The 24,731-nt window shown below is 68.1% G+C and carries 21 protein-coding genes; 13 read left to right on the top strand and 8 right to left on the bottom strand.

Annotated elements, in window-relative coordinates; genetic code table 11:
- Positions 1 to 13: 13 nt before the first annotated feature.
- The 3 genes from ACFQ9K_RS30650 to ACFQ9K_RS30640 are packed head-to-tail and all read right to left on the bottom strand — an operon-like array spanning position 14 to position 2,905.
- Complete coding sequence (locus tag ACFQ9K_RS30650; RefSeq protein ID WP_378721743.1) at positions 14 to 1,030, bottom strand: AAA family ATPase; 1,017 nt, start codon at positions 1,028 to 1,030, stop codon at positions 14 to 16.
- The gene (locus ACFQ9K_RS30645; protein ID WP_378721745.1) at positions 1,020 to 1,442 is read right to left on the bottom strand and encodes a ribulose bisphosphate carboxylase small subunit; all 423 of its coding nucleotides are present in this window, start codon (positions 1,440 to 1,442) and stop codon (positions 1,020 to 1,022) included. Before ACFQ9K_RS30645 ends, ACFQ9K_RS30650 begins: the two co-directional genes overlap by 11 nt.
- Positions 1,443 to 1,462: 20 nt before the next feature.
- Positions 1,463 to 2,905 (bottom strand): form I ribulose bisphosphate carboxylase large subunit, encoded by a 1,443-nt coding sequence (locus ACFQ9K_RS30640; RefSeq protein ID WP_378721747.1) that lies wholly within the window; start codon positions 2,903 to 2,905, stop codon positions 1,463 to 1,465.
- 378 nt (positions 2,906 to 3,283) lie between these two features.
- Between ACFQ9K_RS30640 and ACFQ9K_RS30635 the strand changes: the two genes are divergently transcribed.
- Together ACFQ9K_RS30635 and ACFQ9K_RS30630 are read left to right on the top strand one after the other, a co-directional pair.
- A complete protein-coding gene (locus tag ACFQ9K_RS30635; RefSeq protein ID WP_378721748.1) occupies positions 3,284 to 4,159 on the top strand; it encodes a LysR family transcriptional regulator in 876 nt (291 codons plus the stop codon).
- 97 nt (positions 4,160 to 4,256) lie between these two features.
- On the top strand, positions 4,257 to 5,114 hold the full coding sequence (locus tag ACFQ9K_RS30630; RefSeq protein ID WP_378721749.1) for a class I SAM-dependent methyltransferase: 858 nt from the start codon (positions 4,257 to 4,259) through the stop codon (positions 5,112 to 5,114).
- 954 nt (positions 5,115 to 6,068) lie between these two features.
- Here ACFQ9K_RS30630 and ACFQ9K_RS30625 read toward each other — a convergent pair.
- The 5 genes from ACFQ9K_RS30625 to ACFQ9K_RS30605 all read right to left on the bottom strand — a co-directional run bounded on the left by ACFQ9K_RS30625 (position 6,069) and on the right by ACFQ9K_RS30605 (position 12,986).
- Entirely contained in the window at positions 6,069 to 6,611 is a 543-nt protein-coding gene (locus ACFQ9K_RS30625; protein WP_378721750.1) for a hypothetical protein, read from the bottom strand.
- 158 nt (positions 6,612 to 6,769) lie between these two features.
- Complete coding sequence (locus tag ACFQ9K_RS30620; protein ID WP_378983908.1) at positions 6,770 to 7,870, bottom strand: chitinase; 1,101 nt, start codon at positions 7,868 to 7,870, stop codon at positions 6,770 to 6,772.
- A 226-nt stretch (positions 7,871 to 8,096) separates the two neighbouring features.
- Complete coding sequence (locus ACFQ9K_RS30615) at positions 8,097 to 11,000, bottom strand: FHA domain-containing protein (RefSeq protein WP_378983905.1); 2,904 nt, start codon at positions 10,998 to 11,000, stop codon at positions 8,097 to 8,099.
- Positions 10,997 to 11,440, bottom strand: a complete 444-nt coding sequence (locus tag ACFQ9K_RS30610) for a hypothetical protein (protein ID WP_378726663.1) — start codon at positions 11,438 to 11,440, stop codon at positions 10,997 to 10,999. The genes ACFQ9K_RS30615 and ACFQ9K_RS30610 overlap by 4 nt, the downstream gene beginning before the upstream one ends.
- Positions 11,441 to 11,444: 4 nt before the next feature.
- Positions 11,445 to 12,986, bottom strand: coding sequence for a hypothetical protein (locus ACFQ9K_RS30605; protein ID WP_378726661.1), 1,542 nt, complete (start codon positions 12,984 to 12,986; stop codon positions 11,445 to 11,447).
- 149 nt (positions 12,987 to 13,135) lie between these two features.
- Between ACFQ9K_RS30605 and ACFQ9K_RS30600 the strand changes: the two genes are divergently transcribed.
- The 11 genes from ACFQ9K_RS30600 (at position 13,136) to nuoK (ending at position 24,731) form a co-directional block, all read left to right on the top strand.
- Positions 13,136 to 13,546, top strand: a complete 411-nt coding sequence (locus tag ACFQ9K_RS30600; protein ID WP_378726659.1) for a hypothetical protein — start codon at positions 13,136 to 13,138, stop codon at positions 13,544 to 13,546.
- A 548-nt stretch (positions 13,547 to 14,094) separates the two neighbouring features.
- Complete coding sequence (locus ACFQ9K_RS30595; protein ID WP_378726665.1) at positions 14,095 to 14,463, top strand: NADH-quinone oxidoreductase subunit A; 369 nt, start codon at positions 14,095 to 14,097, stop codon at positions 14,461 to 14,463.
- A gap of 50 nt (positions 14,464 to 14,513) precedes the next feature.
- Positions 14,514 to 15,068, top strand: a complete 555-nt coding sequence (locus ACFQ9K_RS30590) for an NADH-quinone oxidoreductase subunit B family protein (protein WP_364733399.1) — start codon at positions 14,514 to 14,516, stop codon at positions 15,066 to 15,068.
- Positions 15,065 to 15,841 carry an NADH-quinone oxidoreductase subunit C gene (locus ACFQ9K_RS30585; protein ID WP_378983902.1) on the top strand — a complete coding sequence of 259 codons (777 nt, stop codon included), beginning with the start codon at positions 15,065 to 15,067 and terminating at the stop codon, positions 15,839 to 15,841. The genes ACFQ9K_RS30590 and ACFQ9K_RS30585 overlap by 4 nt, the downstream gene beginning before the upstream one ends.
- Entirely contained in the window at positions 15,841 to 17,175 is a 1,335-nt protein-coding gene (gene nuoD / locus ACFQ9K_RS30580) for an NADH dehydrogenase (quinone) subunit D (protein ID WP_378727131.1), read from the top strand. The genes ACFQ9K_RS30585 and nuoD overlap by 1 nt, the downstream gene beginning before the upstream one ends.
- Before the next feature lie 62 nt (positions 17,176 to 17,237).
- Positions 17,238 to 17,942 carry an NADH-quinone oxidoreductase subunit NuoE gene (nuoE, locus tag ACFQ9K_RS30575; protein WP_378727128.1) on the top strand — a complete coding sequence of 235 codons (705 nt, stop codon included), beginning with the start codon at positions 17,238 to 17,240 and terminating at the stop codon, positions 17,940 to 17,942.
- Positions 17,939 to 19,288 carry an NADH-quinone oxidoreductase subunit NuoF gene (gene nuoF / locus ACFQ9K_RS30570; protein ID WP_378983898.1) on the top strand — a complete coding sequence of 450 codons (1,350 nt, stop codon included), beginning with the start codon at positions 17,939 to 17,941 and terminating at the stop codon, positions 19,286 to 19,288. Before nuoE ends, nuoF begins: the two co-directional genes overlap by 4 nt.
- A complete protein-coding gene (locus ACFQ9K_RS30565; RefSeq protein WP_378721187.1) occupies positions 19,285 to 21,768 on the top strand; it encodes an NADH-quinone oxidoreductase subunit G in 2,484 nt (827 codons plus the stop codon). The genes nuoF and ACFQ9K_RS30565 overlap by 4 nt, the downstream gene beginning before the upstream one ends.
- Positions 21,761 to 23,596 (top strand): NADH-quinone oxidoreductase subunit NuoH, encoded by a 1,836-nt coding sequence (gene nuoH, locus ACFQ9K_RS30560; RefSeq protein ID WP_378721188.1) that lies wholly within the window; start codon positions 21,761 to 21,763, stop codon positions 23,594 to 23,596. Before ACFQ9K_RS30565 ends, nuoH begins: the two co-directional genes overlap by 8 nt.
- Positions 23,593 to 24,435, top strand: coding sequence for an NADH-quinone oxidoreductase subunit J (locus ACFQ9K_RS30555; RefSeq protein ID WP_378721189.1), 843 nt, complete (start codon positions 23,593 to 23,595; stop codon positions 24,433 to 24,435). Before nuoH ends, ACFQ9K_RS30555 begins: the two co-directional genes overlap by 4 nt.
- Positions 24,432 to 24,731: an NADH-quinone oxidoreductase subunit NuoK gene (gene nuoK, locus ACFQ9K_RS30550; protein ID WP_194813637.1), complete on the top strand. Its 300-nt coding sequence runs from the start codon at positions 24,432 to 24,434 to the stop codon at positions 24,729 to 24,731. Before ACFQ9K_RS30555 ends, nuoK begins: the two co-directional genes overlap by 4 nt.

Below are 24,731 nucleotides of genomic sequence, written 5' to 3'. Positions count from 1 at the left end.
CGCCTCGATCTCGTCACGCTGGGGCCCGCGCGGTCGGCCCGTCCTGCGGTTCGGTGCTGTCGGTGAAGACGCTGCTGCCGTAGACATCCTGGTCGGTCAGCGTGATCAGATCGGCCTTCGTCAGCGGTCGGTGCAGCTCGACCAGGCGCTTGGCCTGCCGTAACCGGCAGCGGTCCAACGCATTACGGACACTGCGCGCGTTGGAAAACCGGGGCCTGGTCATCCGCAAGGCCAGATACTCGTCGAATGCGGCGTGCGCAGGCTCGTTCAGGCGGAAGTTCTCCCGCGCCACCATGAGCTCGGCGATACCCAGCAGCTCGGCCCGGGTGTAGTCCTCGAACTCGAGATGATGGGCAACCCGCGAGGACAGGCCCGGATTGGCGGAGAAGAACCGCTCCATCCGGTCCGGATAGCCGGCGAAGATCACCACCAGGCTGGCGCGTTCGCTTTCCATCTCCTGCAACAGGATCTCGATGACCTCCTGCCCGTAGTCCCGCTCGTTCTCCGGGCGGAACAGGTAGTAGGCCTCGTCGATGAACAGCACCCCGCCGGCCGCCTTGGCCAGCGCCTCCTTGGTCTTCGGCGCGGTGTGGCCGATGAACTGGCCGACCAGGTCGTCGCGGGTGACGGTGTGCACCTTGGGTTTACGGATGTAGCCCAGCGCGTGCAACATCTCGGCCATGCGCAGTGCGACGGTCGTCTTGCCGGTGCCCGGCCCGCCGGTGAAGCTCATGTGCATGGTGGGCCGGGAGGAACTGAGACCGAAACGCTGCCGGGCGCGGTCGATCAGCAGCAACGCCGCGATCTCCCGCACCCGGCGTTTGACGTTGGCCAGCCCGACCAGTTCGGCGTCGAGCCTGCGCAACGTGTCCTCGACGTCGTTGCCCGCGATGTCGGTCGAAAGATCCAGCACCGCATCGTCATCCAGGATCTCGGGCGCGGCCGCCGGCTCGGCGGACCCGGCCCGGACCGGCCTGCCGTCGCCGGTCCCTGGCCGGTGCAGCCGGAATCCGTTGGCCTCAGCCGCCATACCGCTGCCCCCGGCGGTTGTCGGTGGCATAGGAGTGCAGACCGTACTTCTGCTGCCGATCCGGGCCTTCCGAACGGGTCAGCACGAAACCCGGCTCGTCGGCCGGCCGCTGCACCAGGAAGCTCAGCGCCGTGGTCTGCCTGCCGAAGCGGGCGTCATAGGCCAGCACCCGCACGTAATGCCGCGGGAAAGTGGACCGGCAGGCGTTGATCTCGGCGAGCACGCCGTCGGGCTCGTCCAGATCGAACAGCGGCAGGCCCCACATCTCCCAGTAGGCGTTGCGTGGATGCGGGTCGTCGGTGTACTCGATCGACACCGGCCAGCTGTTCAGCAGCGCGTACCGCACCTGCGCGGCGATCTCCGCGTCGGTGAATTCGGGCAGATACGAAAACGTTCCGTGACGCAGGTACATGGCTTGTCCTCCAGAGGATTTCAGCGAGTGGCCGTCGGCACCGCGTCCGGTGCGTCGGTGGAGGTGTATTCGAAGGTGACCTCGCCCCAGGTCGCCAGCGCGACCTCGAGCGGACGGCAGATCGCGGCCGCCTTGCGCAGCACATCCGGGCCCTCCTCGAGCAGATCACGACCCTCGTTGCGCGCCTTGACCACCGCCTCCAGGGCCACCCGGTTCGCCTCGGCGCCCGCCGCGATGCCCAGCGGATGCCCGATGGTGCCGCCGCCGAACTGCAGGATCACGTCATCGGCGAAAAGATCGAGCAGCTGGTGCATCTGGCCCGCGTGGATGCCGCCGGAGGCCACCGGCATCACCCCGGGCAGGCTCGCCCAGTCCTGGTCGAAGAAGATCCCGTTGCCCGGGTTCGCCGGAATGTGGTTCTCCCGCAACGTGTCATAGAAGCCACGCGTCGTCGCCGGATCGCCCTCCAGCTTGCCGACCACCGTGCCCGCGTGCAGGTGATCGACCCCGATCAGCCGGCACCACTTCGCCAGCACCCGGAAGCTCACCCCGTGGGTCTTCTGCCGGGTGAACGTCGAATGCCCGGCCCGGTGCAGGTGCAGCAGCAGTCCGTTGCGCCGTGCCCAGTGCGACATCGACTGCATCGCCGTGTAGCCGACGGTCAGATCCATCATGATCACAACGCTGCCCAGTTCCTTGGCGAACTCGGCCCGCTCGTACATCTGCTCCATCGAGGCCGCGGTGACGTTCAGATAGTGGCCCTTGATCTCCCCGGTTTCGGCCATGGCGCGGTTCACACCCTCCATGGCGAACAGGTACCGGTCGCGCCACCGCATGAACGGCTGGGAGTTGATGTTCTCGTCGTCCTTGGTGAAATCCAGGCCGCCCTTGCATGCCTCATAGATCACCCGGCCGTAATTGCGGGCGGACAGGCCCAGTTTCGGCTTCACCGTCGCACCGAGCAACGGGCGCCCGTATTTGTTCAGATACTCGCGCTCCATCACCGTGCCGTGCGGCGGGCCCTGAAAGGTCTTCACATACGCGAGCGGGATCCGCATGTCCTCCAGGCGCAATGCCAGCAGCGGTTTGAAGCCGAACACGTTGCCGATCACCGACGAGGTCAGATTGGTGATCGAACCCTCCTCGAACAGATCGAGATCGTAAGCGACATAGGCGAAGTACTCCCCGGGGCGGCCCGGCACCTCGTCGACGCGGTAGCACTTGGCCTGATACTTCGAGTGCGCGGTCAACCGGTCGGTCCATACCACTGTCCAAGTGGCCGTTGATGATTCGCCCGCGACCGCCGCGGCGGCCTCGATCGGGTCCACGCCCGGCTGCGGGGTCACCCGGAATACAGCGAGCACGTCGGTGTCCGACGGCTGATAGTCCGGCGCGTAATATCCCATCGACGCATACGACTGAACACCCGGATCCCACCGGTCCCGCTCGGATTGTTCGGCCATCGTTCCTCCTGGCAGTCGTACCGCGGGGGCATCCGTTACCGGTTGTGCGCCTGATGAATTCCAGGATGACGGCAGCGCGGACAACAAACAATTTGATTGTTCCTGCGAAAGCTCAACCGAACAGTCAGGTTTCGGGTGACCCGAATGGGGTACGGAGGGCGTGGGCAATGAAAAACTTCCGGAATCGCAACGAACACCCCGAGCCGCGCACCGGCCCGGGGTGTTCGCGCGCGGCGCGGAAGGGGGATCACGCGCCGCTGCCGGGTTGACCTCGACCAGATCGATGTTTCCACAGTCCACCGCCCGCGCGCCGCAACCGCGGACCCGTCAATTCCGTTGGCACCAGAGTCACCGTCGACGATTTGCTACCGTCACCGGATGGGAGCGGTCAGTGCGGCCAGAATGGAAACATTCCTGGTGGTCGCCCGCCTGAGCAGCATCCGCCGCGCCGCCACCCAGCTGCACATCACCGAGGCGGCCGTCTCCGCCGCCGTCGCCCACATCGAAAAGCAGCTCGGCGCCAAGCTCATCGCCAAATCCGGGCGCGGCATCGCCGTCACCGAGGCCGGCCGCGTCTACGCCGAATACTGCCGCAGCATCCTCGGCCTGATGAACGAGGCGCACGCCGCCGTGCAGCAGGCCGAGACCGGGCGACTACGCATCGGCGTGGTCGCCACCGCCGGCGAATTCGTCCTGCTGCGCCCGCTCGCCGCGTTCCGCAACCGCTACCCCGACATCGAACTCAGCCTCTCCGTGCACCCGCGCGACGTCCTGTTCCTCGAATTGCAGCACCACGAAACGGATCTCGTCATCGCGGGCCGCCCACCGCGCAACACCGGACTGGTCATCCGTGCCCGCCGCCCCAGCCAGCTCATCGTCGTCGGCGCCGCCGCCCACCGCGCCGACCCGCTGCACACCACGTGGCTGCTGCGCGGGCGCGGCTCCGGCACCCGCGACGCCACCCTGACCCTGCTCGACCAGCTCGACATCGCCCCGCCGACGCTCACCCTCGGCAGCCACGGCGCGGTCCTCGCCGCCGCCAGGGAAGGCCTGGGCGTCACCCTGATCCACAGCGACGCCGTCTCCAACGACCTGGAATCCGGTGCCCTGCAAATACTCCCGGTCACCGGCACCCCACTCGACCGCCCCTGGCACGCCATCACCACCCGCACGCCCACGCCGACCACCCGGTTGTTCCTCGCCCACCTGATGGACCCCGCCGAGGTCGGCCCCAGCGCATTCCACCCCGCCTGAGTCCAGCGGAACCGTCACCCCTACAACACATTTGAGCGCGCCCGAGGTGATGTGCACCACAGTCCGAACCGGTCGGTGCTGTGCCACACTGAGCCGCATGACTGGCGGGCAAGCACCCATCTCGAACGTGTCCGACACCGCGCGGTGGGTCGCCGCCTACCGCGCCCGCGAGACCGCTCGCCCCGACGCGCTGTTCCACGACCCGCTCGCCGATCGCCTGGCCGGTACCCAGGGCTACGCCATCGCCGACGCCGCACCGCGCATCATCCGCAACGGCTGGCCGGTCATCGCCCGAACCTCGCTCATCGATGACCTCATCGCCACGTCCATCGCCGAGGGCTGCGACCGGATCCTCAACCTGGCGGCCGGATTCGACACCCGCCCCTACCGGCTGGCCCTCCCCGCCGACCTCGTCTGGGTCGAGGCCGACCTCCCCGAACTGTTCGAGGAAAAGGAGACCCTGCTCGCCGGCGAAACACCGAACTGCACGCTCGTCCGCCGCGCGGTGGACCTTTCCGACCACGAGGCCCGGGAAAAGTTCCTCGACGAAGCGCTCGGCGCCATCGGGCCCGTCACCACCCGTGCCACCAAAGCGCTGGTCCTCACCGAAGGACTACTGCTCTACCTGGAATTGGAAACCGTCACCGCCCTGCTCAACGCCCTCGCCCGGCCCGAAGTCGCCTGGTGGGTGTCCGACATCCTGCTGAGCCCGCTGAAGATGCGCTCCGACTCACTACTCGACAACGCGCCGCTCAAATTCCAGCCCCCCGGCGGCCTCGCCTATTTCGAATCCCTCGACTGGCACCCCGCCGAAATCGAGGAACTCCTGAACGCCGCCCGCACCCGCCATCGCGCCCCGTGGTTCCTCCGCCCCCTCGGCCTGCTCCCCGCCCCGGATCTCCGCAAACCCATGCGCCGGCCGTGGTCCGGAGTCGTCCGCTTCCAACAGAAGTAGCCGGGCAGCGCTGGCCCTGCGGCCGCCACATACATCGATCCGCCCGAGCCGGGCCGTCGAGCCAGACCGGACGCCCACCGTCCTTCTGCTCCCCGCCCCGGATCTCCGCAAACCCATGCGCCGGCCGTGGTCCGGAGTCGTCCGCTTCCAACAGAAGTAGCCGGGCACCGCCGGGCCTGCGACCGCCACATACATCGATCGGCCCGAGCTGGGCCGTCGAGCCAGACCGGACGCCCACCGTCCTTGGCGAACGTGCGCGCCACGAGGTTTGACCTCCGACGTCTCGAACGTCGCCCAAACTTGCCTGGCAAGCCGATCGCCCGCTCGCCGACCCGCTGCGTACGGTGCAGATCCTGCCGGCGCTTTCATCTCGCGTGCCAGTTGCTCCTCTTCGCCTCCACTCGACCCATGACCAAACCGACACTGCCCGCCCTCGCATCGCGTAGAAGACGAAGATCGCGCGACCCGTACTTCACCACCGCTAGGCATCCCCCATCCGCCGACCGGACATGCGGACAGCACTCGCACACGTCGTCGCCCTGTCCCGGCCGGCGCCCACCCATCCGCGGCACGGGACATGAAGGCAGACCCACCCGCACTCCGCCATCACGATGCCCGGTCGGAGCCTCACGCCCGCCCAACGGGACGTGAAGGCAGGCCCACTCGCACTTCGCCACTGCCATGTCCCGATCGGCGCCCACCCGTCCGTCGAACGGGACATGAGGACAGGCCCACTCGCACTTCGCCACCGTCATGTCCCGATCGGCGCCCACCCGTCCGTCGAACGGGACATGACGGCAGGCCCACTCGCACTTCGCCACCGTCATGTCCCGGTCGGAGCCTCACGCCCGCTGAACGGGACATGAGGACAGGACCACCCGCACTTCGCTATATCGCTGCGGCCTGTTCGGCGTCGACATACACCGTTTTCTGCCTAGGGCACAGGGTGTCGTGCTATTCGCTGCGCGCCGAATCGACGGCGGCGCGGAAATCCTCGGCGTTGTCGACGCTGATCACGGCCGATCGTGCGGTTACCCGGCGCCAGCCCTGGGTGCGGGCGGGGATCGGGTCGGTGAGGTCGATGCGGACCAGTGGGGAGGATGGGGAGCGGATCGCGGTCCAGGTGGCTGACTTCTCGTCGAAGTCGAGGCCGGTTTGGGCGGGGTGCTGGACGGGTGGGCGATAGGCGGCGACCGCGTCGACGAGGTGCAACGGGATATCGATGGTGGCGAGCCAGCCGAAGCGGAGGTGGAGGCCGGTCCGGTCGAGCCGGTGCGTGCTCCACAGCGGGGAGGCGATCGCGACTATCAGTGCGGCGGTGGGGATTCCGACGACGAGGTCGATGACGAAAGCGACGGTGGACGGGAGCAGGCCGTTGGCGAGCAGGTGGAGGACGGAGAATTCCACCACGCCTAGCGCGCCCACTCCGGCGAGGAGTGCGGCCCACGCGCCGCGACGCCCCGACCCCATGCGTACCGGGCTGACATTCGCTGTCACACTACACATTGTAGTAGTTCGGGCGACGGTTGTGGGCCGACGACTTCGAGGATGTACCCGACTGCCCGGCGCGGGAGCCGGCGGCCGACCTCGAGGGAAACGGGCGTGCCCTCGATCCGGTCGTCGACGCTCCGACTCCCGACCTTATCCATTTGCGGCTAGCGACCCTGAAGCGACTTGACGTTGTTGCCGAAGGTCCAGTTACGCGAGCCGTCCCAATTGATGGACCAGGTCATCAGGCCCTTCAGCGAATTCGCGGCGCCGGTACCGTAATGGTTCCAGGCCTGGGCGACCAGATTCGGGGCCATGTAACCGCCGCCCGCGCCGGGCTGCGCCGGAAGGCCGGGCGCCTGCTTGTCGTACGGGACGGTGATGGTCGTGCCCTGGACCGTGAGTCCCTTTGCCAGGCAATCGGTTTGGGCGATGAAGCCCTGAACGGTTCCGGCCTGGTAGGAGTCGCCTGCGCAGCCGTACATGCTGCCGTTGTAGTACTGCATGTTCAGCCACCAGAGGCGGCCGTTGTCGGCGTACTTCTTGATGATCGGCAGGTAGGCGCCCCAGATCGAACCGTAGGTGACGCTGCCGCCGGTGACATAGGCGGTCTCGGGGGCCATGGTCAGGCCGAAGCCGGCGGGCATCTGGGCGAGGACGCCGTCGATGATGCGCACCAGGTTGGCCTGGGAGGCCGACAGGGTCTTGATGTTGCCGCTACCGGTGAGCCCGGTTTCCAGGTCGATGTCGATGCCGTCGAAGTTGTACCGCTTCAGGATCGGCACGATGGTCGCGATGAACCGGTCGGCGACGGCGCTCGAATTGAGATCGATGCCCGCCGCGGCCCCGCCGATGGACATCAGGATGGTGGCGCCGGCCGCCTTGGCCTGGCACATCTGCTCCGGCGTCGCGACCTTCACCGTCGCGTCCATGCCGTCTTCCCAGCGTGCGGTCCCGTTCGACTCGATCACCGGGAACGCCGCGTTGATCACGTTGTGGCCGTGCGCGGCGATGCGGGCGTCGGTGATCGGGATCCAGCCCATGCCCGGGTGCACCCCGTTGGACGCCCCGTCCCAGTTCTCCCAATAGCCTTGCAGCACTTTACCGGTCGGCTTCGGCTTGGTGGGACAGGTGACGTCCGCCGGCGCCGCGGAAACTCCCGGAGCGACCGCGACCACCGCCGTGCCGATCGCCGCCAATAAAACCATTGCGAATCGGAGCAGTGCCGAGCGGCGGCCGACCCCACGCGAGCCATTTTCGGAATTCATAACCCAAGTAGAAACACACCCGGAATGATCAACTCCAATGGCGACAACTGGGGAGCCGCAGCTCCGCGAATTACCTTGCATCGGCCCCGAAATCCCAATGCGCGCTGAACATTTTCGTTGATTCCGAGAACGCACCATTCGCCCGGGCGCCGATATGGATCCGCACTCTCTCTCGAGTCTTATTTTGGGTGCTGATCCGAGAGAGAGTGCGGCGGCGGGGGCTCGGCTATAGCTGGCCGTGTTGGGAGTCGAACGTGACTACGCGGGCGCCCAGTTGGACTTGGGCGCCGGGGGTCAGTTTGACGGGGTGGCCGGGGATGGCGCGGGTCCAGTCCTGGTGGGCGGGTTGGCGGATGTGGGTGCCGTTGGTGGAGCCGCCGTCGACCACGGTGACATCCCAGTCGATGAGGCGGATCTCGGCGTGGGCGCGCGACATCCCGCCGGACGCGTCCTCCAGGCGGACGGGGCGGGCGCCGCGGGCGACGGCGTCCGCGTGTTCGGGTTCGCGGCCGAGCACGCAGTCGTTGTCGAGGACGAAGGAGGTTCCGTCGTCGAGCAGCAGCAGACCAAGGGGCGGGCGCACCCCGTCGGTCAGCACGCAGGTGAGCTGATCCATCCGGATGCCGCAGACCGCGCAGAAGGACACCCGCGGATCGTTGAGATGGTCACGCGCACACTTGAATCCCTTGACCACCACGCCCGATGGCTCGGGCACGCCGATGTGCTCGAGCACGCGCGAGACCATCGTCTCGTCGGGAACCAAGGTCTCCTCGAGATCGACATTGCGGACGGGAGTCTCGTCCGGCACCTGATCGTGTCGCCCGACCCCCGGCTGTTCGCCGCTGTGCGCAACACCTTCCGACTCCCCCGCACCCTTGCGCAAGTTCGGCGAGTTCACACTCACCGCAGGCGACTCGGCGCTCTGCCACCCGGCATTCGCACCGTGCGAGCGCGGCGGCGTGCCACCGACCGGTGACGCTCCTCCGCTCGACCGCCCGGACCCCGCCCCGAGGGGGCCGGGCTGTGACTCGCCGACTGCCGGATCCTCGCCGGGCCGTTCGGCATTCGCGGGCGTCGCCGGTCTACGCGACGGCATGGCCACGTGCGGCGGCGTCACCCGCATCGGCCCCGAAGGTTCCGACCGGTCAGCGTCGCCGCCGGACGAATGCGACAGCCCGCCGGGTGCCGATTCCTCGGTCGACGATTCGGCGGCTTCCCCGGATGAGCGCTGCGGCAGCCCGCCGATGGGCGACGAATCGCCTTGCGGCCATTCGGCATCCGCCCGCTCGGCCGGATCCTGGTTGTGCGATGGCACCGCCGAGTGCGAGGGTGCGGACCGCACCGATTCCGGCCCATGGGGGCGCTGAGGCGAATCCACGCGCGGCCATTCGCCCTTCGCCGGATCATGGGAGTGCGACGGGGCGCCGCCCATCGACCCGGAGTCCTCGTTCGGCAGCGCGTCGGTCGGGGACGTCGCCGCGTCAGGGAACCGCGGCGCGTTGGCTGGACCGCCGGGGAGGTTGGTCGACACGCTCGGATACCGCGGCGGCTCAGCGCCGGTCGGCCCGAATGGGTCGAATGCTTCGGCGTCCCGGGCCAGCGGGGACGTGCGGAAGTTCTCGGTCGCCTGATCCACCGGGTCGTCACGCTTCCACAGGTCCGGACCCCACTGCGGTTCGTCGGCCGCCTGCGGCTCGTACGCGCGTTGCGGTCCTGACGCGAAAGGCGACTCGAACGCCTGCTGCGATCGCGGCCCGCGTCGCACCTCGTGCGGCTGGTGTGGATCCGCGTTATCCGGCGAGTCGAAGGTCTGCGGCGCGCGTTGCACCTCGTGCGACCGGTGCGGGTCCGGCGCATGCCGCGCGTCATATCCCTGGCCAGGCTCCGATGCGTACGGCGACTCGTATGCTCCGGACGCGGCCGCGGAACTCGGTGATCCGAACGCCCGCTGCGGCTCTGCGCTATCCGGCGCCTCGAACTCGTGGTGAGGTTCCGACGCGTGTTGTGCTTCGTACGCGAGGTGCGATTCCGGCGAGCTCGCCGGTTCATCCGCGTGCTGCGGTTCGGACGCGTGTTGCGCCGACGACCCGGGCGCTGCACCCGGCCTGTACGGATCCGCGTACTGGGATTCCGATGGGTGTTCTGCTCCGTATCCCTGCTGCGCTTCCGCTGTCGGCTGCGCGTCGTACGTCTGCGGTTCCGACGCCGACTCCGATTGATACGCGTGCGATTCCGCGGCATCCTGCGCTTCGAACGCAAAAGAGTCCGATGAACGCCGCGCGGCGAACGGGTTGTACGGCTCCCCGTCCGCCAGCGACTCGAACGCTTGCTCGGCCTCCGCGGGGTGTTGTATCCCGTACGCGCGCTGCGCTTCTGCTGCTTGCGGTGATCCGGACGCATGCTGCGCGTCGAACACCGAGGGTGCCTCCGGCGCATGCGACGCCTCGAATGCCGACGACGAGCCCGGCGGACGTTGCCCCTCGAGCGCGCTTCGACCCGCGAACCCGCCCGGATGCCCGGCGACATCCTGCCCTTCGAACCGTGCACGCCCGGCGACATCCCGCGCCTCGTCCCCGCGGCGCGGTGCGACCCCACGCAGCCCCTGCGCGCCGCCGAACCACAGCACCGCCCCGGCCCCTGGCGCGGTCCCCTCGCCCAACGCGAAAACCCCACGCGCAGGCAGGCTCTCGCTCGATTCCCCCGCCTCGTCCACGAACACCCCGGCCCCGATCGTGGGCGCGGGCGTCACCACCCGATCAACCGTGAACCCCGCCTCGCGCCCGCGCAGCACCTCGGAACGTTCCCCGCTGAGCACCGCCGTGACGCCGCCGTGCAGGAACACCGCGATCCCGCCGTCCCCCGGCGTGATCACCCCGAATTCGACCTCGTCCGCGTCCCCGTTCGCCAACCCCATCAACCAGTTGGTGGCCAACCGCGCCACCGTCCGCCCGCTGCGCCGCGGCTCATTGGACGTGGCCTGCCGCACGATTCCCAGCAGCGCGGTCATCGCCCGCGCCGCTGCCGAATCCGCGGTCACCACACCACCGCCGCGATGCGCGACGACTACCACCACACCACCGGCACTCGCCACCAGGTGCGCACCGGGAAGAACCTCGATCTGCCTACTCACACGAACCTGCCACCTTGGAAACGCCACCTATGGAACACAACCCGCATGGGACCGTTGACGATGAGCCAGAACACGATCCAGGTGACGATGAACTGGATCAGGAACGCGGTCAGCGAGGGATGCAACGACTCGGGCAACACGACGGTCGTGTACCGGACGAGCACCCACATGAGCGCCCCCTCGTTGACCATGGTCAGGAAGCCGAACAGGGTCGGCCAGTCCTTTTCCCAGCGGAACTGTTGTAAGAAATGGTAAAGCAACTCCCACAGCACCCCGACCAGAACTGTGGCGAGCAGGACCGACAGGGTCACCCGGTAGGCCTGCCCGAGACTCAGCGATCCGGTGGGCAGCAGCGGAGTGATGATCAGCGCGACGAAGAACCCGATCACGCCCAGCGCGAGGACACGGGTCTGGATTCGCCCGTTCAATGTTGGCAGCATCAGCTCAGATCTTCTTGTTCGTCATCCAGGACCACCACTGGCTCGTCGAGCGCAGCGGGCCCATCCGGCGGCAGAAACCCAGCGCGGCGAGATCGTCGGCGATCTCCTGCGCGGCGATCTGCAACCCGAGGAAGGTGTCGACGCCGACGAACGGCCCGCCGAGCGTCGCGCTACCGGATGCGTAGATGCGTCCGGTGCCACTTCGGGTGCCGATCAGCTCGAAGGTGGTGTCGACATCGAGCCGGCCGACCGGATTACGCCCGGCCCCAGCGTGATCCAGCAGATCCGCGAGTAGCCGATGCTCCCGGATGTCGGCCTCGAGCCCGGTGCAGTCGATGATGTAATCCACGGTCGTGTCGAACGGCTGGGTCGGCGGCGGAGTCGGCAGTTCCGCACTGGTGTCCGGAATGATGGTGGCCACCACGCCCTGTCGTCCCGCGGCGGGCCGTGGCGCGCGCATGGTCCCGGCCATCACCTGATACCACCCCTGCTTGCGCCCGCGCCGCAGCTGCTCCTGCCAGGAGTATCGGATCGGCGTGTTGGTGCCGGAGATCTCCTGGTACGCCTCGGCCCGCTGCGCGCCTTGCAGCGAACGCATTTTCTGCTTGAGCTGCCCGCCCCACACCGACTTCGGGTAGTTGAAACCCTGATACGCCCAGCCGTCAGCCCCCTTGCGCCGGTTGAACACATTCTTGCCGTGCGCCTTGGCGACGTAGGTGCGGAACAGATGCAGGATCTGCGTGTTCAACTGCAACCGGTCCCGGTCATCGATGAGCCGCTGCAACACCCGGCTCGCCACGATCCCGCTCCCGCGAATCAGCACCGTCCCCGGCCGCCGCTGCAACGCCTGATAGACGTGCTCGTGCGGCTCGTACGCGTTCACCACCCGCGTCGGATCGCGATGGGTCTCGCGATACTCCTGAAGATCGGGCAGCAACTTCAGCCCCGGATATCCCACGGCCACATGCACATACGTGCTGCGAAAGGCGATCCGCTTGGTCGGCGTCGATCCCGCGGCGGGCGTGAGGATGGTGAAGTATCCGCCGCCCTGACGCTTGCGCACCATGCGTACCTGCCCGCGATGCAACGAACTCGCGTAGTCGATCCGCTTGAACTCGCGTTCCATCCCGACGAACGCCTGCCCGGCCCGCGGCGTGTAGTAGTTGGCGAAGATCGGCTCCACGAACACGTTCCACAGCGGTTTGAGTGACTTGTCCGCGAACGCCTCGCGCACCGCGTAGGAGGGAAAGCCCCACATGTTGTCCGGCTCGGACGCCGAGTCGCTGCGCAATCGCTCGCCGCGCGGAATCTGCGACACCCGGGTCAGGTACTCATAGGACGACCACGGGTGTTCCTGGGGCCCGAGCACCGCCATCGACTGGGCGGGCACCCCGAAGATCCGTAGCGTGTCATAGGTGACGAACGACCCGATCCCACTGCCGATCGTCACGAACGGCACATCGATCACCGGAATCCCGGTGCTGTTCAGCATTTCATCGGTCCACACGTCGGTATCGACGAGCGCCTGGGTTAGATCGCCCCGCATTTCCGGGACTCTACCGGCCCGTTCTTACGGATAACTTGCGATCTTCCTTCGGCGCCAAGCACTCCCGGTGACGCGCGGTGCGCGACGCGCGGAGATCGATCTGGCCCAACCTGCCACGCGCCTGCCCCTCGCGGAAGTAGCATGCGCTGGTGGCCGACTCGATTCGTTCCACCCCTCTGCGGGTCCTCGTGTACAGCAATGACGCCGATACCCGGCGCCAGGTGATCCTGGCCCTGGGCAAACACCCGCACCCCGAACTACCCGAACTCGACTACCTCGAGGTGGCCACCGGCCCCGTGGTGATCGAGCGGATGGACGCGGGCGGCATCGACCTGGTCATCCTCGACGGGGAGTCGGCGCCGACCGGCGGGCTCGGCATCGCCAAGCAACTCAAGGACGAGATCGCGCACTGCCCACCGGTGCTCGTGCTCACCGGACGTCCCGACGACGCCTGGCTGGCCAACTGGTCGCGCGCGGAGGCGGCAGTGTCGCATCCGATCGATCCGATCAGGCTCACCGAGGCCGTCGTCGGGCTGCTGCGCAACCGTTCGGCAGCCTGAAAAGTCCGGTTCCATCTGCTCGGTTATGCCGAGTGTGCATTAATCAATCGCGTCTGACCTGCACGTGACGCACTGCCGCGAATCCGGACAAACCCACCGTTCCGCCCCGGGATCGATCCGGGCGGAAGCCGTAAGTTAACCGTTCGAAGTCTCGACCCGGTTCCCGCGAACGCCACGATGACGCCCCGAAAAGCACAGCAAGGCCGGTATTTCCGCAGCGCAGACTGACCGGTCAACCAACGTCACGTGACAAGACCCCGGATTACCACCGTTTCAGTCATGAATCGGCGTCGCGAATTCGATCAAACGCAGCAGCCAAACGTGCGGCACTCAGAGCGATCAGTTGTAGGCTGTGCCCTAGCTCACACCGGCGCGGGTACCAGCCCTACCCGCGTCGAGCAGGCCATGGGGCGTGTCTGGCCGAGGCGGACAACGACGTCAGCCCGCCTCGGAAGCTGCTGTCCGGCAACGGACGACCCACCCGCAGGCCCCGAGCTCGCACGGAGGGGCTAGCGCAGATTAGAGGGAGCGCAGTCGTGAATATCGAGATGCCCACTCTGGTATTAGGCGCGATCGCCGCGGCGTTCGCGGTGTTCTCCGTCATCATGGCGGCCCTGGTCGGGCCGAAGCGCAACAACCGGGCCAAGCTCGAGGCGTACGAATGCGGTATCGAACCGACACCGCACGCCATCGCCGGCGGCCCGGGAAACGTGACCGGCCAACGCTTTCCGGTGAAGTACTACCTCACCGCGATGCTGTTCATCATCTTCGACATCGAGATCGTGTTCCTCTACCCGTGGGCAGTCCACTTCGATGCGCTCGGTCTCTTCGGTCTCGCCGCGATGGCGCTGTTCATCTTCAACGTCTCCGTGGCCTACGCCTACGAATGGCGACGCGGTGGGCTCAGTTGGGACTGATTGCCGCGCAACATGTTCGGGCGACGAGTGGAAGTGAAGGTTAGTCGGATATGGGGTTAGAGGAAAAACTGCCCAGCGGGTTCCTGCTGAGCACTGTCGAGGACTTCGCCGGGTTCATGCGTAAGGGCTCGTTGTGGCCCGCCACCTTCGGCCTCGCCTGCTGCGCCATCGAGATGATGGCAACGGGCGGTGGACGTTTCGACATCGCCCGGTTCGGCATGGAGGCATTCCGCGCCTCGCCGCGGCAGGCCGATCTGATGATCGTCGCGGGCCGGGTCAGCCAGAAGATGGCCCCGGTGCTGCGCCAGGTCTACGACCAGATGACCGAACCGAAATGGGTGCTCGCCATGGGCGTGTGCGCGTCCTCGGGCGGCATGTTCAACAACTACGCCATCGTGCAGGGCGTCGACCACGTCGTGCCGGTCGACATCTACCTGCCCGGCTGCCCGCCGCGGCCGGAGATGCTGTTGAACGCGATTCTGGCACTGCACGCCAAGATTCAGGAGATGCCACTCGGCGTCAATCGGGAAGAGGCCATCCGGGCCGCGGAGGCGGCGGCGCTGGCTTCGACCCCGACCATCCGGATGGAGGGTCTGCTGCGATGACGTTCGATTCCTCCGACAACAGCACCGTCACCGCGCACGACGAGATCGACGCGACCGCGACGGCGGGACCGGAAGGCAGCCTGCCCGGCCCGGACGAGCAGCAGGCCGCCGGCGCCGAGGTGATCGGCGTGCGGCACGGCATGTTCGGCGTCACCGGCTCCGGCGACACCTCCGGCTACGGCGGCCTGGTCCGCCCGGTCAGCCTGCCCGGCAGCACGCCCGCGCCCTACGGCGGCTACTTCGACGAGATCGTCGACGCGCTGCGCACCGCGCTCGCCGAGGCGGGCAGCGCGCTCGAGACGGTGCTGGAGAAGATCGTCGTGTTCCGCGGCGAACTGACCCTGCACGCGCACCGCGAGCACCTGGTCGCGCTCGCACAGGTGTTGCGCGACCATCCCGCACTGCGTTTCGAGCTGAGCCTCGGCGTGAGCGGCGTGCACTACCCCGAGGACGCGGGTCGCGAACTGCACGCGGTGTATCCGCTCATGTCGATCACGCACAACCGCAGGCTGCGCGTCGAGGTGTCCGCGCCCGACGCCGACCCGCACATTCCGTCGCTGTACGAGGTGTACCCGACCACCGACTGGCACGAGCGGGAGACCTACGACTTCTTCGGCATCATCTTCGACGGGCACCCCTCGCTCACTCGAATCCTGATGCCCGACGACTGGCGCGGCCACCCCCAGCGCAAGGACTACCCGCTCGGCGGGATCCCGGTCGAGTACAAGGGCGCGCGGATACCGCCGCCCGACGAGCGGAGGGCTTACAACTAATGAACGACACCGATACCCGGCCCGACGTCGAAGGCGACGCTGGGCCGGAACCCACTGTTGTCACCGTCGCGGGCCAGGACTGGGAAGAGGTCTCCGATTCGCTGCGCGGCGCCGGCGAGGAACGCATCGTGGTCAACATGGGTCCCCAGCACCCGTCCACGCACGGCGTGCTGCGGCTGATCCTGGAGATCGAGGGCGAGACGGTCACCGAGGCGCGCTGCGGAATCGGCTACCTGCACACCGGAATCGAGAAGAACCTGGAGTTCCGCAACTGGACCCAGGGCGTCACCTTCGTCACGCGGATGGACTACCTCTCGCCGTTCTTCAACGAGACCGCGTACTGCCTCGGCGTGGAGAAGCTGCTCGACATCACCGAGGCGATCCCGGAGCGGGTCAGCATCATCCGGGTGATGCTCATGGAGCTGAACCGGATCTCCTCGCACCTGGTCGCGCTGGCCACCGGCGGCATGGAGCTCGGCGCGCTCACCCCGATGCTGTTCGGGTTCCGCGAACGCGAACTGATCCTCGACGTGTTCGAGACCATCACCGGCCTGCGGATGAACCACGCTTACATCCGCCCGGGCGGCCTGGCCCAGGACCTGCCCGACGACGGCGTCGCGAAGGTCCGCGAGCTGCTGTCCCTGATGCCCAAGCGGCTCAAGGACATGGAGCAACTGCTCACCGCGAACCCGATCTGGAAGGCCCGCACCCAGGACATCGGCTACCTGAACCTGCAGGGCTGCATGGCCCTCGGGGTCACCGGTCCGGTGCTGCGCGCCACCGGCCTGCCGCACGACCTGCGCAAGGCCCAGCCGTACTGCGGCTACGAGAACTACGAATTCGACATCCCCACCACCACGGGCTGTGACTGCTACGGCCGCTACGTGATCCGGGTGGACGAGATGAAGGAATCGCTCAAGATCATCGAGCAGTGCCTGGACAAGCTGCGTCCAGGGCCGGTGATGGTCGACGACAAGAAGATCGCCTGGCCCGCCGACCTGCAGATCGGCCCGGACGGACTCGGCAACTCGCCCAAGCACATCGGCAAGATCATGGGCACGTCCATGGAGGGCCTCATCCACCACTTCAAGCTGGTCACCGAGGGCATCCGGGTGCCTGCGGGCCAGGTGTACTCCGCGGTCGAGTCGCCGCGTGGCGAGCTGGGCGTGCACATGGTCAGCGACGGCGGCACCCGCCCGTACCGGGTGCACTACCGCGACCCTTCGTTCACCAATCTGCAAGCGGTGGCGGCGACCTGCGAGGGCGGCATGGTCGCCGACGTGATCGCCGCGGTCGCCAGCATCGACCCCGTCATGGGCGGAGTAGACCGATGAGTGATGCATCGCGTAGCGATTCCATGAGGGGCGGTGGCCGGGTGACGGGTGGGCCCGAGATCATGTTGAAGCTCAGTACCCGTCCGGAACCGTTCCAGCCGTTCGTGCGCGAACGCCTCGAACTGGATGCCAAGGAGATCATCGGCCGGTACCCGGAGCCGCGGTCGGCACTGCTGCCGCTGCTGCATCTGGTGCAGGCCGAGGAGGGCTGCGTCACCGGCACCGGCATCGACTTCTGCGCCGATCAGCTGGGATTGACCGGCGCCGAGGTCACCGCGGTGGCCACGTTCTACTCGATGTACCGGCGGACCCCGACCGGCGATTACCACGTCGGCGTGTGCACCAACACGCTGTGCGCGGTGATGGGCGGCGACGCCATCCTCGCCACGCTGGAACGGCACCTCGGCATCGGCCACGGCGACACCACCGCCGACGGCAAGATCACGCTCGAGCACGTCGAATGCAACGCGGCCTGCGATTTCGCGCCGGTGGTGATGGTCAACTGGGAGTTCTTCGACAACCAGACCCCGGAATCGGCTCAGGCCCTGGTGGATTCGCTGCGCGCGGGTCAGCAGGTGACGCCGACCCGGGGCGCGCCGCTGTGCACGTTCAAGCAGACCGCGCGCATCCTGGCCGGATTCCCCGACGAGCGCCCCGGCGTGCTCGACCACGCGGCCGGCCCGGCCACCCTGGCCGGGCTGCACGCCGCGCGCGAGCAGAACATGAACGCACCGGGGCCGCAACAGAATTCGGAGGGCACCGAATGACGCTGACCCCCGTACTCAGCACCTACTGGGACGACCCGCAGTCGTGGACGATGGACACCTACCGCCGCCACGACGGCTACCGGGCGCTGCGCACGGCGCTGGCGATGGACCCGGACCAGGTCATCCAGACGGTCAAGGACGCTGGCCTGCGCGGCCGCGGCGGCGCGGGCTTCCCGACCGGCATGAAGTGGAGTTTCATCCCGCAGGGCGCCGGCCCCGACGGGGTGAGCAAGCCGCACTACCTGGTGGTCAACGCCGACGAGTCCGAACCCGGTACGTGCAAAGACATTCCGCTGATGCTGTCCAGCCCGCACGCGTTGATCGAGGGCATCGTCATCGGCTCCTACGCCATCCGCGCCGCGCACGCGTTCATCTACGTGCGCGGCGAAGTGGTGCCGGTGCTGCGCAGGCTGCAGGCCGCGGTCGCGCAGGCCTACGCGGCCGGGTTCCTCGGCCGCAACATCCTCGGCTCCGGCTACGACCTCGAACTCATCGTGCACGCCGGCGCGGGCGCCTACATCTGCGGCGAGGAAACGGCGCTGCTCGATTCGCTGGAGGGCCGGCGCGGGCAGCCGCGGCTGCGCCCGCCGTTCCCGGCGGTCGCGGGTCTCTACGCCTGCCCGACCGTGGTGAACAACGTGGAATCCATTGCCAGCGTGCCGCCGATCATCCTCAACGGCACCGCCTGGTTCCGCTCGATGGGCACCGAGAAGTCCCCCGGCTTCACCCTGTACTCGCTGTCGGGACACGTGAACCGGCCCGGCCAGTACGAGGCGCCGCTCGGTGTCACCCTGCGCGAACTGCTCGGCTACGCCGGCGGCGTGCGCACCGGGCACACGGTGAAATTCTGGACCCCCGGTGGTTCGTCCACCCCGCTGTTCACCGACAAGCACCTGGACGTGCCGCTGGACTACGAGGGCGTCGCGACGGCCGGATCCATGCTGGGCACCAAGGCCCTGCAGATCTTCGACGACACCACCTGCGTGGTGCGCGCGGTGCTGCGCTGGACCGAGTTCTACATGCACGAGTCCTGCGGTAAATGCACCCCGTGCCGCGAGGGCACCTACTGGCTCGTGCAACTGCTGCAACGGATCGAGTCCGGCCGGGGCACCGCGTCCGACCTGGACAAGCTGCTCGACATCAGCGACACGATCAACGGCAAGTCGTTCTGTGCGCTCGGCGACGGCGCGGCCAGCCCGATCATCTCCTCGCTGAAGTACTTCCGCGACGAGTACGTCGACCACATCACCGGCGGCGGTTGCCCGTTCGATCCGGCGCGGTCCACCGCGTGGGCGAACGGCGTGGGGGCCCAGCCGCACTCGCGCGATACGGAAGGAGTGCGATGACCGCCACCGTGAACGCCGATACCAGCGGGGTGGTACCCGCGGATCTGGTGACCGTCACCATCGACGACACCACGGTCAGCGTGCCCGCGGGCACGCTGGTGATCCGGGCCGCCGAGCTGATCGGCATCCAGATCCCGCGCTTCTGTGACCACCCGCTGCTCGACCCGGTCGGCGCCTGCCGCCAGTGCATCGTCGAGGTCGAGGGCCAGCGCAAGCCGGTCGCCTCCTGCACCATGACCGTCACCGACGGCATGGTGGTGCGCACCCAGCTCACCTCGCCGGTGGCGGACAAGGCGCAGGAGGGCGTGATGGAGCTGCTGCTCATCAATCACCCGCTCGACTGCCCCGTCTGCGACAAGGGCGGGGAATGCCCGTTGCAGAACCAGGCGATGTCCACCGGACGCACCGAATCCCGGTTCGAGGGCGAAAAGCGCACGTACCCCAAGCCGATTCCGCTGTCCACCGCGGTGCTGCTGGACCGGGAACGCTGCGTGCTGTGCGCGCGCTGCACCCGGTTCTCCCAGCAGGTGGCCGGCGACCCGTTCATCGAACTGCTGGAACGCGGTGCGCTGCAACAGGTCGGCACGGCGCAGGCCGAACCGCTGGACTCCTACTTCTCCGGCAACACCGTGCAGGTCTGCCCGGTGGGCGCGCTGACCGGCACCAGCTACCGGTTCCGCGCACGGCCGTTCGACCTGGTGTCGAGCCCGAACGTGTGCGAGCACTGCGCGTCCGGCTGTGCGCAGCGCACCGATCACCGCCGCGGCAAGGTGCTGCGCCGATTGGCCGGTGACGACCCGCAGGTCAACGAGGAATGGAACTGCGACAAGGGGCGCTGGGCGTTCGCCTACGCCACCGAGCGCGACCGGCTCAGCACGCCGCTGGTGCGCGGCTGGGACGGCAACCTCGCGCCGGCCTCCTGGTCGGAGGCGCTGGCCGCGGCCGCGGAAGGTCTGGCTGCCGCGTTCGGCAGCGCGGGTGTCCTCGTCGGTGGCCGAGTCACCGAGGAGGACGCCTACACCTACGCCAAGTTCGCCCGAATCGCGTTGGGCACCAACGACGTCGACTTCCGCGCACGGGTGCACTCGGCGGAGGAGGCGGACTTCCTCGCCGCGCGGGTCGCCGGTCAGGGCATGGCGGTCAGCTACGACAACCTGGAGGCCGCGCCGATCGTGCTGCTCGTCGGCTTCGAGCCGGAGGAAGAGTCGCCGATCGTCTACCTGCGGCTGCGCAAGGCCGCCCGCAAGCGTCGCCTGCCGATCTACTCGCTCGCGCCGTACTCCTCGCGCGGCCTGGATCGGATGTCGGGCAAGCTGATGCAGGCGATGCCCGGCGCCGAGCCGCACCTGCTCGACGCGGTGCGCAACGGCGAAACCGCTACGGCGGGAGCCGATCCCACACAGATCGCGGACGTGGGCCGACTGCTGCGCGAACCCGGCGCGGTGATCATGGTCGGCGAGCGGATGGCCGGGATTCCCGGTGCGCTGTCGGCCGCGGTGCGGCTGGCCGACGAGACCGGCGCGGCGCTCGCGTGGGTGCCGCGGCGAGCCGGTGAGCGCGGCGCGGTCGAGGCCGGGGCGCTGCCGGGTCTGCTGCCCGGTGGTCGACCGGTCGCGGATCCCGCTGCGCGCCAGCAGGTTCGGGAGATCTGGAACGTGCCGGACCTGCCGGTCACCACCGGCCGGGACACCGCGGCCATCCTGGACGCCGCACCCGGACTGGGTGCGCTGGTGATCGGCGGCGTCGACGTCGCCGACCTGCCGGACCCGAGGGGCGCACTCGCCGCCATCGACGCCGCCCGGTTCGTGGTCAGCCTGGAACAGCGGCACAGCGCGGTCACCGAGCGCGCCGACGTGGTCTTCCCGGTGGCCACCGCGATGGAGAAGTCCGGCACCTTCCGCAACTGGGAGGGACGGGCGCGTCAGTTCGCGGCCGCGCTGGGTGACGACATGGTGCGCCGCCAGTCCGCCCCGCTCTCGGATCAGCGGGTGCTGCAAGCGATCGCCGACGAGATGAAGGTGCGTCTCGGCCTGCCGGACACCGAGGCGGCCCGCGCCGAACTGGCCGAGCTCGGCGCCTGGGACGGTGCGCCCGTCGCCCCGCCCGCGCACCGTCCGCACCCGCTGACCCAGCCCGGACCCGGCACCGCGGTGCTGGCCAGCTGGCGGATGCTGCTCGACCTGGGTCGCCTGCAAGACGGCGAACCCAACCTGGCCGGCATCGCCCGGCCGCCGGTCGCCCGGCTCTCCCCCGCGACCGCCGCCGAAATCGGCGCCGCCACCGACGATCTGGTGACCGTCGCCGGCGAACACGGCACCGTCACGCTGCCGCTGGTGATCACCGACCTGCCCGACCGGGTGGTCTGGCTGCCGCAGCACTCACCGGGCAGCTCGATCGCCGAACAGTTGGCCACCCACCCCGGCGGCATCGTGCAACTGCGGCGCGCCGACGAGAGGATGAAGGAGCACAGGCATGAGTGACCTCAGTTTGTTCGGCCACGACCCCCTGTGGCTGGTGATCGGGAAATCCCTCGCCATCTTCGTCTTTCTGCTGCTCATCCCGATGATCGCGGTGGTCGCGGAACGAAAGATCGTGGCCCGCATGCAGATGCGGATCGGCCCGAACCGGATCGGTCCGTTCGGCATGCTGCAGAGCATCGCCGACGGCGTCAAGATGGCGCTCAAGGAAGACATCGTCCCGGCCATCGTGGACAAGCCGATCTTCATCATGGCGCCGATCATCTCGCTGATCCCGGCCGTGATGGCGTTCGCGGTGATCCCGTTCGGCCCCGAGGTGTCCGTTTTCGGCCACCACACCGCGCTGCAACTGACCGACATGCCGGTCGCGGTGCTGTACATCCTGGCCATCACCTCGATCGGCGTGTACGGCATCGTGCTGGCCGGCTGGTCGTCCGGCTCGACCTACCCGCTGCTCGGCGGGCTGCGCTCGACCGCGCAGGTGATCTCCTACGAGATCGCGATGGCACTGTGCTTCGCCACCGTGTTCCTGCTCGGCGGCACCATGTCCACCTCGGGCATCGTGTCCGCCCAGCACGACACCTGGTATGTCTTCCTGCTGCTGCCGTCGTTCCTCATCTACTGCGTGTCCATGGTCGGTGAGACCAACCGCGCGCCGTTCGACCTCCCCGAGGCCGAGGGCGAGCTGGTCGGCGGCTTCCACACCGAGTACTCCTCGCTCAAGTTCGCCATGTTCATGATGGCCGAATACATCAACATGGCCACGGTTTCCGCGCTCGCCACCACCCTGTTCCTCGGCGGCTGGCACGCACCGTGGCCGTTGAGCCTGTGGGCGGGCGCCAACCAGAACTGGTGGCCGGTGCTGTGGTTCACCGCCAAGGTGTGCACGTTCCTGTTCGTGTTCATCTGGCTGCGCGGCACGCTGCCGCGCCTGCGCTACGACCAGTTCATGAATCTCGGCTGGAAGCTGCTGATCCCGACCTCGCTGCTGTGGGTCATGCTGGTCGGCGGCGCCAGGGTGTTGCAGGCCGAGGGCTACCACGTGCAGACCCCGCTGCTGGTCATCGGCGGTCTGGTGATCTCCGCGCTGATGATCGGGGTGTTCCTGCGGGCGGGCCGCCGCGGCGGCGCCGCACCGCCGGCCGAGCCGGAACCCGCGGCAGCGCCCGCGGATGGGTCGGTCTTCCTCGGTTTCCCGACACCGCCGCTGCCCGAACACCCGCGCCCGGTGGCCAAGTCGGGCCTGTTCGATCCGCTGGCCGGTTTCGCGGTCACCGCGGCGACCATGTTCAAGAAGCCGAACACCGAGTTCTATCCGGAGCAGAAGGTGCCGACCGCCCCGCGCTACCACGGGCGGCATCAGCTCAACCGGTACCCGGACGGCCTGGAGAAGTGCATCGGCTGCGAGCTGTGCGCCTGGGCCTGCCCCGCCGACGCGATCTACGTCGAAGGCGCGGACAACACCGAGACGCAACGCTTCTCGCCGGGTGAACGGTACGGGCAGGTCTATCAGATCAACTACCTGCGCTGCATCGGCTGCGGGCTGTGCATCGAGGCGTGCCCGACCCGGGCGCTGACCATGACCAACGACTACGAGATGACCGACGACAACCGCGCCGGGCTCATCTACGAGAAGGACCGGCTGCTCGCCCCGCTGCAGCCGGGCATGACCGCCCCGCCGCACGCCATGCAGCCCGGCACCGACGAGAGCGACTACTACCTCGGCAACGTGCTCGGCAGCATCCGGGAACCCGACGGCGGCAACGGAAACGGCGCGCCGGACAGTCCGAAGGAACCCGCGGTCGCGGGTGTGGAAGGAGGCGCGCGATGAACGAACTCATCCTCGCCGCCGAGCCGCTCACCCGGACCGGCACCGGTGAAGCGGTGAACTTCTGGGTGCTCGCGCCGGTGGCCACGGCCGGCGCGCTCGGCATGGTATTCGCCCGCAAGGCAGTGCATTCGGCGATCTGCCTGGCCGCCACCATGATCATCCTCGCGGTGTTCTACATGGCCCAGGACGCGCTGTTCCTCGGCGTGGTGCAGATCGTCGTCTACACCGGCGCGGTCATGATGCTGTTCCTGTTCGTGCTCATGCTGGTCGGCGTCGACTCGGCCGAATCGCTGAAGGAGAACCTGCGCGGGCAACAGCTCGCCGCGGCGGCGGTCGGTCTCGGCTTCGGCCTGCTGCTGATCAGCGGCATCGCCCGCGGCATCCGGGAATCCGGAATCACGTTCCCGGCCAAGGGTTTCGCCGGGCGGGACGTGATCGGCGAGCTCGCCGAGCTGATCTTCGTCCGCTACGTGTGGGCGTTCGAGCTCACCGGGGCGCTGCTCATCACCGCCACCATCGGCGCGATGGTGCTCGCGCACCGCGAGCAGTTCGGCCCGCGAATGGGCCAGCGGGAGATGTCGGTGCGGCGGTTCCGCGAGGCAGGCCACCGGGCCACCCCGCTGCCCACCCCCGGCGTCTACGCCAGGCACAACGCGGTCGACATTCCGGCCAGGCTGCCCGACGGCTCCTTCGAGGAACTCTCGGTCAGCACCATCCTGCGGCACCGACGCACCCGGGCACTGACCGAGGCAGCCGTCATCTCGGTCGCGGCGCCGGACCCGGCGCCCGTGGCTACGGCCGCGAACCAGAGCCAGAGCGACGAGGAAGGCAAGCGGTGAATCCCGAGAACTATCTGTTCCTGTCCGCCCTGTTGTTCACCATCGGCGCGGCCGGGGTGCTGTTGCGGCGCAACGCCATCGTGGTGTTCATGTGCATCGAGCTGATGCTCAACGCGGTGAACCTCGCGTTCGTCACCTTCGCCAGGCTGCACTCGAACCTGGACGGCCAGGTGTTCGCGTTCTTCACCATGGTGGTCGCCGCGGCCGAGGTCGTGGTCGGCCTGGCCATCATCATGACCATCTTCCGCGCCCGTCGCTCGACCTCGGTCGACGACGCCAACCTGTTGAAGTTCTGA

Source organism: Nocardia sp. NPDC056564 (assembly GCF_042793755.1).
Lineage (GTDB): Bacteria > Actinomycetota > Actinomycetes > Mycobacteriales > Mycobacteriaceae > Nocardia.
This window is presented reverse-complemented; position numbering and strand designations above follow the sequence as displayed.

Excerpts from the sequence above, each read along its gene's own strand:
- ACFQ9K_RS30650 (WP_378721743.1), bottom strand. The coding sequence starts at position 1,030 with ATGGCGGCTGAGGCCAACGGATTCCGGCTGCACCGGCCAGGGACCGGC.
- ACFQ9K_RS30645 (WP_378721745.1), bottom strand. The coding sequence starts at position 1,442 with ATGTACCTGCGTCACGGAACGTTTTCGTATCTGCCCGAATTCACCGAC.
- ACFQ9K_RS30640 (WP_378721747.1), bottom strand. The coding sequence starts at position 2,905 with ATGGCCGAACAATCCGAGCGGGACCGGTGGGATCCGGGTGTTCAGTCG.
- ACFQ9K_RS30635 (WP_378721748.1), top strand. The coding sequence starts at position 3,284 with ATGGGAGCGGTCAGTGCGGCCAGAATGGAAACATTCCTGGTGGTCGCC.
- ACFQ9K_RS30630 (WP_378721749.1), top strand. The coding sequence starts at position 4,257 with ATGACTGGCGGGCAAGCACCCATCTCGAACGTGTCCGACACCGCGCGG.
- ACFQ9K_RS30620 (WP_378983908.1), bottom strand. The coding sequence starts at position 7,870 with ATGAATTCCGAAAATGGCTCGCGTGGGGTCGGCCGCCGCTCGGCACTG.
- ACFQ9K_RS30610 (WP_378726663.1), bottom strand. The coding sequence starts at position 11,440 with ATGCTGCCAACATTGAACGGGCGAATCCAGACCCGTGTCCTCGCGCTG.
- ACFQ9K_RS30605 (WP_378726661.1), bottom strand. The coding sequence starts at position 12,986 with ATGCGGGGCGATCTAACCCAGGCGCTCGTCGATACCGACGTGTGGACC.
- ACFQ9K_RS30595 (WP_378726665.1), top strand. The coding sequence starts at position 14,095 with ATGCCCACTCTGGTATTAGGCGCGATCGCCGCGGCGTTCGCGGTGTTC.
- ACFQ9K_RS30590 (WP_364733399.1), top strand. The coding sequence starts at position 14,514 with ATGGGGTTAGAGGAAAAACTGCCCAGCGGGTTCCTGCTGAGCACTGTC.
- ACFQ9K_RS30585 (WP_378983902.1), top strand. The coding sequence starts at position 15,065 with ATGACGTTCGATTCCTCCGACAACAGCACCGTCACCGCGCACGACGAG.
- nuoD (WP_378727131.1), top strand. The coding sequence starts at position 15,841 with ATGAACGACACCGATACCCGGCCCGACGTCGAAGGCGACGCTGGGCCG.
- nuoE (WP_378727128.1), top strand. The coding sequence starts at position 17,238 with ATGTTGAAGCTCAGTACCCGTCCGGAACCGTTCCAGCCGTTCGTGCGC.
- nuoF (WP_378983898.1), top strand. The coding sequence starts at position 17,939 with ATGACGCTGACCCCCGTACTCAGCACCTACTGGGACGACCCGCAGTCG.
- ACFQ9K_RS30565 (WP_378721187.1), top strand. The coding sequence starts at position 19,285 with ATGACCGCCACCGTGAACGCCGATACCAGCGGGGTGGTACCCGCGGAT.
- nuoH (WP_378721188.1), top strand. The coding sequence starts at position 21,761 with ATGAGTGACCTCAGTTTGTTCGGCCACGACCCCCTGTGGCTGGTGATC.
- ACFQ9K_RS30555 (WP_378721189.1), top strand. The coding sequence starts at position 23,593 with ATGAACGAACTCATCCTCGCCGCCGAGCCGCTCACCCGGACCGGCACC.